The organism is Thioalkalivibrio sp. ALJT (assembly GCF_000381825.1).
Lineage (GTDB): Bacteria > Pseudomonadota > Gammaproteobacteria > Ectothiorhodospirales > Ectothiorhodospiraceae > Thioalkalivibrio.
The window spans coordinates 241,597-256,912 of sequence record NZ_KB907121.1; the positions used below are offsets into that span (position 1 = coordinate 241,597).

General features: G+C 65.7%; 17 protein-coding genes and 1 pseudogene. 3 read left to right on the top strand and 15 right to left on the bottom strand.

All coding sequences use genetic code 11. The features are described from left to right. Window positions 1–21: 21 nt before the first annotated feature. The 8 genes from G332_RS13730 to cpaB are packed head-to-tail and all read right to left on the bottom strand — an operon-like array spanning window position 22 to window position 7,846. Window positions 22–423 carry a DUF3613 domain-containing protein gene (locus tag G332_RS13730; protein WP_019625165.1) on the bottom strand — a complete coding sequence of 134 codons (402 nt, stop codon included), beginning with the start codon at window positions 421–423 and terminating at the stop codon, window positions 22–24. Next, the gene (locus tag G332_RS0101180) at window positions 420–1,160 is read right to left on the bottom strand and encodes a hypothetical protein (protein WP_019625166.1); all 741 of its coding nucleotides are present in this window, start codon (window positions 1,158–1,160) and stop codon (window positions 420–422) included. The genes G332_RS13730 and G332_RS0101180 overlap by 4 nt, the downstream gene beginning before the upstream one ends. 37 nt (window positions 1,161–1,197) lie before the next feature. Further along, on the bottom strand, window positions 1,198–2,142 hold the full coding sequence (locus G332_RS0101185) for a type II secretion system F family protein (protein ID WP_019625167.1): 945 nt from the start codon (window positions 2,140–2,142) through the stop codon (window positions 1,198–1,200). Window positions 2,143–2,152: 10 nt separating this feature from the next. Next, the gene (locus G332_RS0101190) at window positions 2,153–3,043 is read right to left on the bottom strand and encodes a type II secretion system F family protein (RefSeq protein WP_019625168.1); all 891 of its coding nucleotides are present in this window, start codon (window positions 3,041–3,043) and stop codon (window positions 2,153–2,155) included. A 43-nt stretch (window positions 3,044–3,086) separates the two neighbouring features. Beyond that, on the bottom strand, window positions 3,087–4,334 hold the full coding sequence (locus G332_RS0101195; protein WP_026340500.1) for a CpaF family protein: 1,248 nt from the start codon (window positions 4,332–4,334) through the stop codon (window positions 3,087–3,089). Next, the gene (locus G332_RS0101200) at window positions 4,334–5,545 is read right to left on the bottom strand and encodes a hypothetical protein (RefSeq protein ID WP_019625170.1); all 1,212 of its coding nucleotides are present in this window, start codon (window positions 5,543–5,545) and stop codon (window positions 4,334–4,336) included. Before G332_RS0101200 ends, G332_RS0101195 begins: the two co-directional genes overlap by 1 nt. Further along, the gene (locus G332_RS0101205) at window positions 5,542–6,822 is read right to left on the bottom strand and encodes a type II and III secretion system protein family protein (RefSeq protein WP_019625171.1); all 1,281 of its coding nucleotides are present in this window, start codon (window positions 6,820–6,822) and stop codon (window positions 5,542–5,544) included. The genes G332_RS0101200 and G332_RS0101205 overlap by 4 nt, the downstream gene beginning before the upstream one ends. Window positions 6,823–6,832: 10 nt before the next feature. Continuing rightward, window positions 6,833–7,846 carry a Flp pilus assembly protein CpaB gene (gene cpaB / locus G332_RS0101210; RefSeq protein WP_019625172.1) on the bottom strand — a complete coding sequence of 338 codons (1,014 nt, stop codon included), beginning with the start codon at window positions 7,844–7,846 and terminating at the stop codon, window positions 6,833–6,835. A gap of 302 nt (window positions 7,847–8,148) precedes the next feature. Between cpaB and G332_RS0101215 the strand changes: the two genes are divergently transcribed. Together G332_RS0101215 and G332_RS0101220 are read left to right on the top strand one after the other, a co-directional pair. Further along, window positions 8,149–8,325, top strand: coding sequence for a Flp family type IVb pilin (locus G332_RS0101215; protein WP_019625173.1), 177 nt, complete (start codon window positions 8,149–8,151; stop codon window positions 8,323–8,325). Window positions 8,326–8,375: 50 nt separating this feature from the next. Further along, window positions 8,376–8,879: an A24 family peptidase gene (locus G332_RS0101220; RefSeq protein WP_026340502.1), complete on the top strand. Its 504-nt coding sequence runs from the start codon at window positions 8,376–8,378 to the stop codon at window positions 8,877–8,879. A 44-nt stretch (window positions 8,880–8,923) separates the two neighbouring features. Here the strand turns inward: G332_RS0101220 and G332_RS0101225 are convergent, their stop codons facing one another. The 7 genes and pseudogenes from G332_RS0101225 to G332_RS13740 form a co-directional block, all read right to left on the bottom strand. Next, window positions 8,924–9,451, bottom strand: coding sequence for a C39 family peptidase (locus tag G332_RS0101225; RefSeq protein WP_026340503.1), 528 nt, complete (start codon window positions 9,449–9,451; stop codon window positions 8,924–8,926). Beyond that, entirely contained in the window at window positions 9,448–9,930 is a 483-nt protein-coding gene (locus tag G332_RS0101230) for a hypothetical protein (RefSeq protein WP_019625177.1), read from the bottom strand. The genes G332_RS0101225 and G332_RS0101230 overlap by 4 nt, the downstream gene beginning before the upstream one ends. A gap of 23 nt (window positions 9,931–9,953) precedes the next feature. Beyond that, window positions 9,954–11,186, bottom strand: coding sequence for an ABC transporter permease (locus G332_RS0101235; RefSeq protein ID WP_019625178.1), 1,233 nt, complete (start codon window positions 11,184–11,186; stop codon window positions 9,954–9,956). Further along, window positions 11,183–11,890 (bottom strand): ABC transporter ATP-binding protein, encoded by a 708-nt coding sequence (locus G332_RS0101240; RefSeq protein ID WP_019625179.1) that lies wholly within the window; start codon window positions 11,888–11,890, stop codon window positions 11,183–11,185. Before G332_RS0101240 ends, G332_RS0101235 begins: the two co-directional genes overlap by 4 nt. Window positions 11,891–11,897: 7 nt before the next feature. Continuing rightward, complete coding sequence (locus G332_RS0101245) at window positions 11,898–13,073, bottom strand: efflux RND transporter periplasmic adaptor subunit (protein ID WP_019625180.1); 1,176 nt, start codon at window positions 13,071–13,073, stop codon at window positions 11,898–11,900. 12 nt (window positions 13,074–13,085) lie between these two features. Then, window positions 13,086–13,730 carry a TolC family protein gene (locus tag G332_RS13735; RefSeq protein ID WP_231362871.1) on the bottom strand — a complete coding sequence of 215 codons (645 nt, stop codon included), beginning with the start codon at window positions 13,728–13,730 and terminating at the stop codon, window positions 13,086–13,088. Between the two features lie 60 nt (window positions 13,731–13,790). Further along, window positions 13,791–14,411 (bottom strand): annotated as a pseudogene (locus G332_RS13740) (TolC family protein); the annotation flags it as partial. 284 nt (window positions 14,412–14,695) lie between these two features. On the opposite strand from G332_RS13740, the gene G332_RS0101255 reads away from it, so the two are divergent. Beyond that, on the top strand, window positions 14,696–14,878 hold the full coding sequence (locus G332_RS0101255; RefSeq protein WP_019625182.1) for a hypothetical protein: 183 nt from the start codon (window positions 14,696–14,698) through the stop codon (window positions 14,876–14,878). The last annotated feature ends 438 nt before the right edge of the window (window positions 14,879–15,316 follow it).

The following is a 15,316-nucleotide window of genomic DNA, read 5'->3' on the forward strand; positions in this document are numbered from 1 at the left end:
AGCGACCCCCCGGGCCGTTCGTTAATCGACGCTGAAAGAACCGCGATCGATATAATGCTCCGGAATCGGGTGAGTAAAGCTGTCCAGATAGCGCCCCAGGGCGCGGGTCCGGGCGGCTTCGGACAGTCCCTGCACGTGCTCGGAAGCCTGGGCACCGTCGCGCTGCATCGCTAGCCAGTCGCGAGTCCCGACAGACTCCGAGCGGTCCACTCCCGCTCTGGCCACCGGCGCCGATTCAGCGCTCTCGGCGACGGGGTGGGCCCCGGGCATCTCCTCAGCCTTCTCGGCGGCTTCGGGAGCCGTCCAGCCCTTGTCCGCCACCGGTCCCGTCCAGGAGTCGTCGGCGAATGTCACGGGCCCGACCAGACCCAACACGATGAACAGCGTCCCGCTCACCATCGAGAACTTTTTCAGTGCCTTCATCTTCTTTCTCCTTCGTTCGGGATTCCGAGTTCAAACGCCTGCGCCGTGCCGTCCAGCGGCTGCCCGAGGATGACTCGGCCCTGCGCCTCGAGACGAGTGGCCTCCAGGCGCTCAACGCGTTCGTTCAGGCGAGCCACCATCTCCGCGTTTGCCCCGTATTCGCGGACCAGTTCGTCCATGGACCGCGTTTCACCCCGGCTCAGGTACAGCAGCATCAGGTTCTCCAGTGCCTGCGAGCGCCCGGCATCCAGTTCCAGCGCCGTGCGGAATTCGAACTCCGCATCCTCGTCCTTTTCCAGGAGCATCAATACGAATCCGTAATCATTCCGCACGACCGACATATTCGGCATCGCCACCCGGGCCTGGTGCAGGTGCTCTTCAGCAAGGGCATAATTCGCCTCGCGCAACGCGAGGATGCCGAGGCCATGATGGGCCGGCCCCCGATGGCAAGGTTCATCCTTCACCTGGCGAAAGGCGTCACGCGCATCCGCGTGGCCAATGCGGCTGAGGATCTGGCCACGCGCCAGCACCACCTCGTCGTGCTCCACACCCAAGGCGTCCAGTTCGGCCAGTGCCGCGAACCAGCGACCCTCGCGGGCCTGTTCTTCGGCCACCTGCAGCGCCAGCCGCTCTTCGGTCCCCAGATCCGAGGCGCAATTCGCCGGTGCCGCGCGCTGGGTCTCGCCATTGCCACCGATTGGCAGGCCGGCACAGCCGTGCAACAGGAACGACGCCACAACAACGGCCCATGCGCCTGCAGTCCGCTGTAACCTGCTACCCGCCACGGACGCCTCCCAGTGCACCAATCAAGCCAATGAAGCCCGGGGCGGCCAGCACCGCCAGCAATGCCGGAAACAGAAACACCATCATCACCACGCTCATGCGCGCGGACATCTTGTTCACCTTTTCCTGAACCCGCGTGCGCTGGCGATCCTCGATCAGCTGCGACAGCCGCTGCAGCGGGGCCTTCACGTCCCCGCCCTGTTCCACCAGCTGCTTCAGGATCAGGACCGCATCATCCAGCTCGGCAACCTCCAGCGCTTCCGCCATATCCCGCAACGCCTGGGCCAGGGACACGCCACTGCCCACACGTTGCAGCACCACATCCAGCTCCACGGCCAGGTCCGGGATCAGGGCGCGGCTATCCGTTGCCACCACGCGCAGGGCCCCTTCGGTGGAACGCCCGGAATCGAACAGCATCCGCATGAGCTGCACCATCACGTTGACCTGGTCGCCGATCCGCCGACCGCGCTCATTCGCCACTGCGGCCACCACTCGCCGCGGGAGCATCAGCGCGGCCAGGCCGCCAGCAGCCAGAACCAGGAGGTCACCGCCCTCGAGGCCATCGCCGGTTACGGTCAGGACAAAAAAGAGCAGGGCAACGAACCCGATCGGGGCGAACTGAATCAGAAACGCGGCGGTCTGCCGCTTCGAGGATCGGATCACGCCCGCCCGCCGCAGAAGCTGCGCCAGTTCCGGGTCCGACCCCCGCAGCCGGGCCGCCCAGCCCGCCCCCGGCGTTTGCGTACGGGAACGATCCTGACCCTCGTCACCAACAGCCGGCCCGTAGCTCAAGGGCGCCGCGCCCTCCGCCGCTTCCAGGCGCGCCGTAACTGCATCGCGTTCGCCGCTGGTACGCCACCAGAGCCAGGCCATCGCGAGCCCGCCCGCCAGCAGCAGCAAGACCGCCATCAGTAGCAAGAAAACGCCAAGCGCCATCACATACTCCTTAAAGGCTGCGCAGCATGCGCCACAGGATCAGGATCCCCAGCGCCTGCCAGACAATCGCCCCGACCAGCACCGCGATACCGGCCGTCGTCTCCAGCATGGCGGCGTAGTACGCGGGGTTCATCGACACCGTATACCCCGCCAGACCAACCGGCAGCACCGCCAGTACCAGGGCACTCACCCGCGTCTCGCCCGTCAGCGCACGCAACTCGCGGCGCGCCTGATCCTGCTGGCGCAGCATCCGCACCACCTGCTCCATGAGTTCGACGGCACTCCCGCCGTAGCGCATATTGAACTGGACCCCCAGGGCCAGCAGCCGCAACGCATGCAGGTCAAAATCCTCCGCGACGTTCTCCAGAGCCTCTCCCAGGCTCACGCCGAGATCCACCTCGCGGACGACGCGCGCAAGGACATCGCCCAGTGGCGCACGCATCTCCTCCGCGGCAGCCGTCACCGCCGCGGGCAGGGTTCGGCCGGCCCTCAGGCCGCGGACCACATGCTCGGCAAAGGCCGGCAGCTGTTGCTGCAGCATCTCGCGGCGCCGCCGGGCCGACCACGCGACAACCGTGTAATTCAGGATCAGGCCCAGGACCACACCCGCGAGCAATCCCCACCCGCCCGCCAGCACGGTGCCTGCCAGGATCAGCACCAGCCACACACCCGCGAGCGCCGCCGCGGTCAGACGGTTCTCGCCCAGTCCGGCGCGTATCCACAGCCGCTCGAGGCCGGAGTGGCGCCGCTTCGACTCGCCGCTGGCCAGACTCCCCGCCGAGCGCAGGCGCTCGTCGATCAGCGCGCTGTCCCCCCGGCTCCAGCCGGCGCGCAGCATCAGTGCGCCTGCGGCGAACAGGGCCACGGCCACACCCAAAAACAGATACCCCTGTGGTTCCATGATCGTTCCCTTTTATCCCACCGGCGTTGCCGGGAACACGGCGTCAGCCCCCGCGCAGCTTGCTGGAGGCCGGGGCACCGTCCCGGCGAACAATACGGTCCTGGGCGCGGTCGAGCTCGAAGAGCATGTTCGTGACGTAATTGCCGTCCCGCACCGAGATCACCTCAACGACCTGGCTGATGCAGCGACGCCCGTTCGGCAAGCGCACGAGCTGCACAATCAGATCGACCGCCGCCCCGATCATCTGGCGCACGGTCGCCTCCTGGATCTGGCGGCCCGCCATGCCGAACAGGGCCTCCATGCGCAGCAGGGCATCACTGGCACTGTTCGCGTGAATCGTGGACATGGAACCATCATGCCCGGTATTCATCGCCTGCATCATGTCCATGACCTCGTCCCCGCGGACCTCGCCAAGCACGATGCGATCGGGGCGCATACGCAGGGCATTCTTCACGAGATCTCGCGCGGTCACCTCCCCGTACCCCTCGACATTCGGGGGCCGGGTTTCAAGGCGAACCACATGTCGATGGCTCAGCTGAAGCTCGCCGGTGTCCTCGATGGTCACGACACGCTCGGCAGGGCCGATGTATCCGCTGAGTACGTTCAGGAGGGTCGTCTTGCCGGTACTGGTCCCGCCGCTTACGACAATATTGGCTCGCCGTTCGACAGCATCGCGCAGGAAGGCGAGGAGCTCCTCGGTCAGGGAGCCATAGACGACAAGATCCCTGCCCCTGAGGGCGTCTGTCTGAAACTTGCGGATGGAGATGGAGGGCCCGTCCATTGCGACCGGGGGAATCACCGCATTTACCCGGCTACCATCCGGCAGACGCCCATCCACCATCGGGCTGGATTCATCCAGGCGCCGGCCCAGCGGGGCCAGAATCCGCTCGATCACCCGGCGTACATGGGCATCATCAATGAATCGGCGGTCCGTCTCCTCCAGCTTGCCTTCGCGTTCCACCACGATGTGCTGGGCGCCATTCACCAGGATCTCCGACACCGAAGCGTCCGCGAGCAGCGCCTGCAACGGGCCGAGTCCGGTCAGCTCATCCACCAGATCCTCGGCCAGTCGATCGAGGTCCATCTGGGTCAGCGGCAACTGATGGCCCGCGACGTACTGTGCAACTTTTTCGCGGACGTATTCCAGTACGGACACCCGTACCCAGGAACTGAGCTCGACCTCGTCCTCCTCGATGGATTCGACCAGGTACCGATGCAGGTTCAGCTTCAGGTCCTGCTCGTCCGCCTGGTCACGGACCGCCACACCGCCACGGGTCCCTCCGATCTTCATCAGGTCCTCCGGGCCGCGCCACGCAGCCATCCGCGGATGCCACCCGGACGGCTGTCCGGGTTCTCATCCAGCCGCCGGATCAATGTTCGGATGGCGGCCACCAGACTGTCCCGGGGGGCCATTTCAAACAGGCTCTTGCCCAGATTGACCGCACGCATGCGCTGCAGACCATTCCCGGGAAGCGCCGCCACCAGGGGCGCACCAATACGTTCGGCAACCGTGTCGGGATCAGGGGCAAGCCGCGGCTGAGCGCGGTCGACCACCACGCGCAGCGAGCGGATCTGCGTCCCGGCCGTACGCATCTGCTCCAGCCGCTTCACGTTCTGGCGGAAAGAGGGCACGCTCTGATCGACCAGCTGCAGCACCTCATCGGCATTGTTCAGCATCACATGCAGGAAGGCGCCCTGCGGGAGCCCGCCCAGATTCACGATCACATGCGTGTAATGGCGTTTGAGGGTACCCAGGAGGAGATAGAGCTCGGCGGTGGAGACCTCGTCTTCACCGTCCCCGTCATCCGGGATCGACAGCACCTGAACCCCGGAACGGTCGGCGGGCAACGCGCTGTCCAGCAACGTCTGGTCGAGGCGCCGGAGATTGCGCATGGCGTCAAAGAAGGTGAACGACGACTCCAGCCCCAACAGCGCCAGGCAATCGCCGGAGGGTATACCCAGATCCAGGAGCAGCACCCGCGAGGACGGCTTCTCGTGTTTCAGGCCAATCGCCAGATGGGATGCAATAAAGGCGTTGGAGAGCTCCGGACGCGCGTTCATCACCGCCCACACCACGCCGCGGTCGTCGCGGGCAGCATGCTGCACCGGCACGCGGTCGAGCGCCCGGCGCACCAGGGCGCGCACCTCGCTGGAACGCGTTCCCACCGCAAGGAAGTCGCGCGCCCCGGCCCGCATGGCGGCCAGGAGTGCATCGCGGGCATTACCATCGCCCACCGCAATCACCGTCAGCATCGGACGCGCGGCCGTGACCCCTTCGATCAAGGAGGAGGCGCGATTCAGGTCATCCGCCGCCACCCCCACGAACATCACCCGGGCATCTCCGAGGTCCAGTAACCCCAGCACCTCGTCCAGCTGATCGGATTCGGCCGGAACCACGGCACCAAGGTCACCGAGACTCATCTTCAGCCATTCCAGTTCGCGACCCGCCATCAGGCTGGTCACAAACCGCGAAGGGGCATCCAGTCGTGGGTCTTCCGTCATCGCCGGGTGTCTCCGATGCTACGGGGGAAGGGCTCAAAGCTCCCGTCCTCCAGGAAGAACTGCTCGGCGGCGGACGGCGAGTAGTCCCGATATTGTTCTCCCGGGAGGGCCGGCAACGCGGCGTCACGCGACATCGGCTGGACCAGATGCGGTGTCACGATCATCAGCAGCTCACGGTCGCCCTCTTCCAGCATGGAATTGCGGAAGAAGGCCCCGAGCACCGGGATCTCGCCCAGCCCCGGCAGGCGGTTCACCTGCGAGGCCGTGCTGGAGCTCACCAGCCCGGAGATCACGAAGCTCTCCCCGTCGCCCAGAGAGACCGTGGTGTCCGTGCGTCGCACCCGGATACCCGGCACCGTGGTCCCCGCGACCTGAACGCCGGCAGACTCATCCAGCTCGCTGACTTCCGGGGCGACCTTGAGGACCACCTGGTTTTCGTTGATCACCGTCGGCGTCAGCGACACCCGAACCCCGAACTCCTTGAACTGGATATTCACCGAGTCCGAGCCCGTCGACGGCACCGGCACCGGGAACTCGCCCCCGGCGTGGAAGGTTGCGCTCTGGCCACTCAGCGCGACCAGGCTCGGCTCCGCCAGGGTGAAGGCGAAGTCGCTGGACTCCAGGGCATTGATCAGCGACAGGAAGCGATCGCCCCCGCCACCGTAGAAGATATTGAAGCCGCTCTCCGAACCGGGGATGCCGGACGAGGCACCGGCGATCCCGCCGGGAACGCCGCGACCATCCACGACCCCCGGGGTACCGAACAGGAAATTCGAAGACCCTCGACGCCCCAGGAAGGAAGTCCCCAGTTCCCTCAGCTTGGAACGACTGACCTCCACCAGGCGGATATCCGCCTGCACCTGCATGGGCAGGTCCGCCACCAGGTCGCGGCTTTGCTCCTGTTCGTGAACCTCCAGCGCCTCGCGCGCCGAAACCGTCACCAGCGAGCGCTCCGCATCCGGATTGCAGGCGGTCCAGACATAGAGCGACGTCAGGCCGCCGCCGGTACCGGTCAACAGGACTTCGTTATCGTTGACGACTGCCACGTCGGCAATGCCGTCGTCGCCCACCGCGACGCGTTCGATCCGCGTGGGGAACTCGAGACGTTTCTGTGTGCCCTCATCCAGATGCGCCAGGCGCGGCATTACCTGATTCACGCGGTCACACCCGGCGTATGCCGGGGCCACAGCGGCTCCCACCAGCGCCGCGATCGCGGCCAGCGTCACCAGCCCCCCGGGGCCGCGCGCTCCGGCCAGCACCCCTATCTGTTTCTGCATCACTTTCCCCTCACTGGTCGGATCGTTCAATCTCTTCGACACTATCGCCCCGGTGCAGGAACACCGGCGGCGGCCGCGGCGCGTCCGGTGCCGCCACCTCTTCGCGGAGCGGGGCCGGCCGCAGGTCATCCAGCGACAGCAACCCGCGTCCTTCGGCCTCGTCATCCGCATCCCCTTCGGTGTCCGCGTCTTCGGGATCTCTCAGCACACCCAGGGTCAGCGGCTCCTGGCGTTCCCCCTCGTCGTGTTCGGCGAAGGCCTCGGGATCGAAGTCGGGACGGCGCTCCACTGCAGGGCGCGCGGCCAGACGCAGTGTACCGGCGTGATCCGCGAGCATCAGGCGGGTCGCCTCGGCGTCCGGAACGGCCAGTACCGCGGTGCTCGCCCCGCGGCGACGCGCCCCGTTGTCGTCTTCCTCGTCGCGATCGACCACGCCGTCGGCCGGCACCGCCAGGTCGCGGCCATAGGCCAGAACGCGGAGATTGCGGTGGGCATATTGCGCGGATTCGTCGATTGCATCGCGACGCTCGCTCGGCAAATGCAGGAGGACATCGACTCGATCACCGGGCTGCAGGAAACCGCCGACGCCGGTTTCATCATTCACGCTGATCGCGACGGCGCGTTCCCCCGGGCCCAGGGTGCGCGTGAGCTGACTGGCGCGGGCGAAGCGCGCCGCGGTCAACGGCTCGTGAGCCCGTACGCGGCTCTCCAGCATCCGCCCGACGACGGCCTCCGGATCGCCAAAGGCCTGGGGCGGTACCGCGCGCAGACGCTCCACGTGCAGATCTTCCGCCCGGATGATCTCGCCCGCGGCCAGATCGCGACTGGCAAAGACCACATCGACTCGGTCCTGATCGGCCGGGTCTGCGGCATCATCACGCGGCTCCGGTGCGACGCGTTCGCGGACCTCGACTTCCGTATCCGCCACGTCGGACGTACCGGACAGATGAATCCCCAGCGCGCCCAGCACCAGCGCCGCGACAAAAAACACCGCGGCCAGCCCCATCAGCAATCGGCTGCTCATTAATTCTTCTCCTTTTGCCTGATCCCGGCGTCATGCCCCATGCGCGCCCCCTTGCCGGGTCATCATAATACCGGGTACCCCGATCGCGCATGAGGCTGATACCATCACGAATGGCTACCACGATGGTTTCCCCGCCCAGCATGCAGCAATACCTCTTGCGGACTAGTCGTTATTTAAGGATCCCCTTATGCACACCCGTCATTTTAGACTAAATTGGGTGATTATTGACGCACGTTGACCTTTCGACTCGCGATGGCACAGAATAACCCACTAACGGAACACGGGAAACCCGGGAGCACATTATGAAGGACTGGATTCGGAATCTCTGGAACGACGAAGAAGGGGCCTCGGCCATCGAGTACGCACTGATCGCCGCACTCATCGCAGTGGCCATTGTCACTGTTGCGGGGCTAGTTGGCGATGACCTTGTAGAGGTTTTCGAAGACATCCGTGACGGCTTGGCCGGTGGCGGCGAATAGAATGCGATGACCGGTCAGTTCTTCGTAAATCACAGACCGTTTAGCTGTCTTTGCTGACCACTACCGGCATTACACTGTGGTCCGCCGCTTGCGGCGTATTCGACTGGCGCAAACGGAGGATCCCGAATGTGCTGACCGCCCCCGCCATGCTGGCGGGGGTTTTTTATGTGCTGGCGTTCCAGGCCACGCTGCTGGGCCAGGGCCCCTGGGCCCAGGTGCTCGCCGGTACCGGCCTGGCGCTGGCGCTCGCCCTGCCGGGCTACCTGATGAGCAAGCTGGGCGGCGGCGACCTCAAGATGCTGCTGGCCATCGCCCTGCTGGGCGGCACGCCGGCGGTACTGGCCGCCGTCCTCGGTGCGGGGGGGCTGGCGCTGCTGTTACTGGGCGCCACCCTGGTCGGACGCTCGGTCGCGGTGATGCATCACCCCCTCCCCGCCCCGATCCAGCGAACGGCCCGCGCGATCGGAAGCTTCGACCTGCAGCGTATCCCGCTGGGGAGCGGCTTCGCTGCCGGGCTGATCGTCTACACGCTGAGCCTGACCTGGCCGGCCTGACCCGATTCGCAACCCGCATCCGCCTGGCGCAAGGGCACGACCGATCACCCCGTGGTTTCCGGGCGGGGCGGAAACCAGTCCAGCGGCGAGGCCTCCGCAGGGCGCCCCGGGAGGGCATCCGGGTCCGTTAGGGGCAACCAGTCGGAGGCCTTTTGATCCACGTACAGAACACGCCCCTCCGCGCTACCGGCATTCCAGAGGGCCGCGAAGGCCTCGCGCGACTCGTGACGGTCGCCACGGGCGGGGTCGGCGAGGCGCACGGTCTCTGCGTCCATACCGCGCAGCACCACGTAGTGCCCCACCTCGCGCGACCCCGGCAGGTGCAGGATGCCGGGGCGACCAACCGCCTCCAGAGTCGCCACATCCAGTGCGTAACCATGCGCCCGCAGCCCGAAACCCTCGGCGCCGCGGCGCAGGCGCTCCATATCCACGGCCTTCCGGGTGCCCAGCTTACGCAGGACCCGGGCCTCGGTCATGGATTGCCCCAGAACCTCGCGCAGGAGCGTCGCCAGGGCGGCCGCGCCGCAGCTTCGCGGGTGCGTCTGTCGCACCACCCGCTCAGCGCCACTCATGCCAGCAACCGGCCGTACACCATCGCGATCACGGCGATGATCGCCCAGACCAGCAACATCAGGCTCACGGCCATGCGCGCACTCAGGCCGCTGGTCTGACGGAACAACACATACACAAGGCCGAAGGTCGCGATCACCGCGAGTACACCCATCACCGGAATCGGGCCCAGGATCAGGGGCAGCATGATAATGATACTGGCCACATGGAACTTCAGCGGCGACTCAATCCGGCCCAGCACAAGGGCCAGAACCAGCCATACACTCACGGCCAGAAGCAGCGAGAACAACAGCGCCGCCTGCAGGCCCGACAGGAATTCGGCTACAACGTCCCGTTCACCGGCCAGCAGGCCGAGCAGCGTGTTCAGCACAACGATCAGGAGCAGGAGCCCCAGCCCCTGCAACCATTCCGCTACCCCGCCTTCCAGCTCCTCCAGGACCTGTAGCGGACGACGCACGAGTTTGCTGTAGAGCGATGCCATGTTCTTCCCTTTTCCTGATTCGATTAGTCGTAGCGCAATGCTTCCATCGGCGAGAGATTCGACGCCTTCTGTGCGGGGTAGTAACCGAAAAAACCACCGATGGAGGCCGAGAACAGCACGACCGCAAGCACAATCATCAGGTCGAGCTCGGGCCTCCACGGCAGGAACTGCGCCACCACCAGAAGCGACAGGCCGGCCAGGGCCAGCCCGATCAGGCCCCCGACCATGGTTAGCAGCGCCGCCTCACCGAGGAACTGCATGCGGATACGCCCGGCCGTCGCGCCCACGGCGCGCCGAATGCCGATCTCGCTGACCCGTTCGGTCACCGATGCCAGCATTACGTTCATTACGCCGATCCCGCCCACAATCAGGCTGACCCCGGCGATGCTGACCAGAATCCAGGTCATTGCATCCACGATACGCCCCGCAAGGCTCGCGATCTCGCCGAAATCAGTCACGCTGTGCGCCGCACCATTCTGGACGATATTCCGTTTGGCCGACATCAGGTACAGCTCGATCGAGCGCGTTACCGCTTCCTTGTGCTCACGGTCGGCCTCGACCAGGATGTGCTGCACATGCTGGACGCCGGCAATCTGACGCTGGAGGAAGGTGACCGGGACCAGGATCTCCGTATCCTGGCCATCCCCCAGGGCGGCATCCTCGCGTTCCGCCAGCACCCCGACGACTTCGACCGAACGCCCCTGGAAATACACCACCCGCCCCAGGGCCGGCCGGTTGCCGAACAGGCGTTGCGCGAGCTCGGCCCCCAGCACGCCCACCGAGGCCCCGCGGTTCACATCGCTCTCGGTGAGACCACGGCCGAGCGCAATCTCCATTTCGCGCATGCCAAAGTAGCCGGGCGTCGTGCCCACCATCGAGCCCACGGCCCGCCGTTCGCCGCGCCGCAGCTCGCCGCGGGCCTGGAAGACGGGCGCCGCATGCCGGACATGGGCGATCCCCGAGGCAATCTCCTGCGCATCCCGCACATGCAGGCTTTCCACAATACGGGGGTCAAAGAATGAGGTCGGGTCCTCGGGATTTCCGGGGGTCACCACCAGCAAATCGGAACCCAGCACCTGCACCTGGTTTTCGATGTAGGTCTTGGCACCCAGGCCGATGCCAATCAGGGTCACCACCGACCAGATCCCGACTGCGATACCCAGGATGGTCAGCGCAGACCGCGCCTTGTGCTCGCGCAGCAGCGCGAACGCATCCCCGAGAACCGTCAGAAACTCGGACAGCCGGCCCCGGATCATCGGACAGCTTCCGGCACGGCCGGGGTCCGGTGCAGCCCACCGTCTTCCAGGCGATAACAGGAGGCTGCGCGCGCAGCCAGGTCCATGTCATGGGTCACGAGAATGACGGCAAGATCGGGGTTCTCACGCTGCAACGCTTCGATGATCTGCATCACGGAGGCCCCTGTTTCCGGGTCGAGGTTGCCGGTGGGCTCGTCCAGCAGAAGAATCCGCGGGCGCACCGCCAGCGCCCGGGCGATGGCCACACGTTGCTGCTGCCCGCCCGAGAGCTGGCGCGGGCGATGCTCGGCATGGGACTCCAGCCCGACCTGGGTAAGGGCATGGAGCGCACGCTCACGCTTTTCCCCGGGCGTCAGGTCCTCGCGATAATCCAGCGGCATCGCGACGTTACGCAATGCGCTCATCCGATCCACCAGATGGAAACGCTGGAACACAAACCCCAATACGCTGCCACGGAAGGCAGACAATGCCTCGTCGGAGAGTGACGAGATCTCGGTGCCCTCGACGCGAACCACCCCCCGATCCGGACGCTCCAGACAACCGAGCACATGCAGCAACGTGGATTTTCCGGAGCCGGACGGGCCTACAATCGAGACGTAATCCCCCTGCAGCACGGAGAGGCTGGCCCCACGCAGGGGCTCGACCCGGTGGCCGCCCACCGAGAACCCCTTCTCCACCTTGTCCAGCGACAAGACCTCGGACACGGGCCCTTCACTCGTCCAGCAGGACCCGGGCACTGGCCAGGTCCGGATCGGCGCCCTCAAGGGCTGCGTATTCATCATCCTGGAATTCGATTCGCACGCCTGCGGGCTCTACCCGCCCGGAATCGCCAACCACCCAGATGACCGTAAGGTCGTCCGCCCTGAAGGCCGCCAGCTTCTCGGCGTGTTCTTCCAGCGTCTTCGACGGCGGCTGATACACGAGCGCCTCGACCGGCACGGCCAGGCGCTCACTCTGATCGCCGACGTCGATCCGCGCCCGCGCGCTCATGCCAGGGAAAAAGACGCCGTTGTCATTCGCCGCGCGCGCGATCACCCGATACAACCGCACCCCATCACTGTTGCGTGCGCCACGTTCGACCTCCTCCACGACGGCCTCGTGCTCGCTGCCGGGCCGCGCCTCGATCGCGAAGCGTACGGTCTGCCCGGATTGCACCTGCCCCACATCCGCCTCATGCACATCCAGCATGACTCGAATCTCGTCGAGGGAGGGCGCAATCTCAGCCAGCGGCGTCGTGGTCGTGGACGAGACGGGCTGGCCCGGCTCTGCATGCACGGACAACAGCACGCCCTTGAACGGGCTCTTCACGCGGGTGTTTTCGAGGTCCTCGCTCGCTCGCTGCAAATGCACTTGAGCGCGTTCGACTTCGGCCTCGGCCCGCTCCTGCGCCGCCCGGGCATCCAGGTATTCAGCACGGGCCTGTTCGAATTCTTCGCGCGGGATCAGATCCTGGTCCGCCAGCCGGCGCACCCGCTCCTTGCGGTTGTGCGCCTGCTCGTAACGGCTGTTCGCCGTGGCCTGCTCGGCCTTGGCGCTCCAGATCGCAACCTCTGCCTCGCGGTGCTCGTGCCGGATCTGGCGGTCATCCAGCTCGACCAGCACGTCGCCTTCATCGACCGCACCGCGCCCTTCGGCGACCGTCACCACCACGCCCGGAACCTGGGCAAACAAGGCCCGCTGGCCGCTGGCGCGTAACTCCCCGTCGGCCCGCACTTCGGCCCGCACGACGCGTTCTTCGATCGGCACCGCGACCGCACCCTCCGGCAGCCGCTCCCCGCTCGGGAGGAGCATGAGGAGCACGAGCAACACGACCACGACGGCGGCCGCCAACCCGAGCCGCACACGCACACCCGGCTGGCTACCAAGACCCTGCAAGATACGGCGCATCACTAAAAGCCCCTAGCGCAACGTGTCGGTGGGAATCGACCCCAGCGCCCAGTACAGGCGCGCCAGGGCCTTCTGACGATCGAAGCGAGCCCCTTCCAGCCGGGCCTGAGCCTCCGCCACATCCACCTGTGCCTGCGAGAGGTCGGAGAAACTGCGTACACCCTCGCGGTAGCCGCCCCGGGCATTGCGCAGGTCCTCCTCCGAGGCGGCCAGCGCACGTTGTGCCAACTGGATCCGCTCTTCCGCTTCTGCCAGGTCGTTTTCCGCCTCCCGGGCCTGCGTAACCACTTCGTTATAGCGGTGCTCGCGCGCCGCAGCTGCCGACATTTGCTGGGCGCGCGCTTCAGCGACCCGCGACCCGCGGTCGCCGCCATCGAAGATATCCCAGCGCAGCTCGACACCGACCGTGTAATTGGGCGCAGTACCGCCTTCGGCAAACCGGTCTACCCGGTAGTTCGCGCCGGCCTGCAGGGTCGGCCGGAAACTCCGCCGATGGCGTTCGAGCTCCGCACGCCGTGCCTCCACGGCCTCGATCTGCGCGACCACACTGGGATGCTCCTCAGCCCAGTCCTTGTCCTCAAGCGCCTGCCTCCAGTCACCCGGGGCGCGAATGCGGCTGCGGGTATCCACCTCGAATTGCGCATTGTGGGGATGCACTCCCATCGCCCGCAGCAGACGCAACCGATGACGCTCGACTGTGTTGCGGGTTTCGGTGACATCCACTTCGGCTCGCGCCACATCCGCATCGGCCCGCGCCACGTCACCTCCCGTCACGCGACCGGCCCGATGCAGCCTCCGCGCCAGTTCCGCCGATTCTTCCTGCCGCGCCAGCGCTTCCTCCTGCACCGCGAGCAAAGCCTGGGCGTGCAACAGGTCAAAATACCCTTCTGCAACTTCCAGCACGGTATCCGCTTCGGCGACATTGGTCCGGGCCTGAGCCGCGGCACGATCCCCTATGGCGGCATCCCGCTGACTCCTGCGCTGACCAAAGTCCCACAGGATGTATTCGGCAGTAACGTGAGCGCTGTAACGGGTAAACCCGGACAGGTCGCGAACGGGCTCATCGACCGTTACCGGATCGGTATCCGGGAAGATCTCGCTGAAATCCAGCTCCGCCCGCCCCGCCGCCGGCGATGCGCTGTTGAGCGTCAGGTGATCCACGCCAGCCCCGACGCTCACGCGCGGCCGGAAAGCGGCATCAGCGCGATCCACTCCGGCCTGCGCGACATCGCGTTCGGCGCGGCTGCGATGGACTTCAGGATTATTTTCCAGGGCCGTTTGAATCGCGTGTTCGAGTGTCAGGGTCTCGGCCGCTGCGGAGTGAACCCCGACCGCCATGAGACTGATGCCCAAGCCGACCAGGGCCCTGCGGGTGGCTTTACTCAACCGTTGCTGAAACAAGGCGAGGCCTCCTGAAGTATGAGAAGTGATTATGCAAAAAGACAGCCTACAACCGAAGCAGGTATCCCTACTAGGGCTTTCGGGGGGCCTGAGGCAATACTTTATACCCTGTAGGAATTCTCTACCCCTTTGACGTTGACGCTGACCTTGAGCTCGTTATTCACTAGCACACGTCGGCACTAGTCGACCCAACACGTGAAGAACCATCAAAGGAGAACACCATGATCCGTGAAATGAACAGCGTTGAAATGGAAACTGTCGTCGGCGGCGCCGACGTCACCGCCAACCTGGGCGCCCTCGGCAGCATCACCATCGACGCCGCCATGCCGGCCCTGGCCGCCCTGGCCGATGCCGTGAACAGCCTGCTGATCGGCCTGGCCGGCGTTCTGGGCGGCGTTCTCTAAGGAACGCGACGCTCTACTCTCTTCGTAGTATTGACGAGAGAGACATAAAGCTGCCCGCAAGCACCCCCCTGTCTTGCAGGCAGTGGTTGCCCTCCATCGAGAGCAACCTTCAGAGGAAGGAGACATCGTCTCCTTCCTCTTTTTTTCGATCCAATTGCACTGCCGGACCCGATACGCAATCGAACCAAGGAGGCGCTGATTGAATCGCGCGTCCTCGCCCAAGTCGCTTGCGCGTGCGTTTAATGCGCGGTGACGGCCGTGCAATCATTCTGCTACAGGTGAACCGCAACGCCGTTCCCGCGCCCGTTTTGATCAACAACGGGCGGCCGAGCCCCTTCTTTCAATGACTTGTGGGGTTGGTGCCCCCCCCGATTCTGAATATATACGGCCCGATCCTGCGTTGCGCCCCGAATCCATCAGAAACGGGCGGGCAGAACC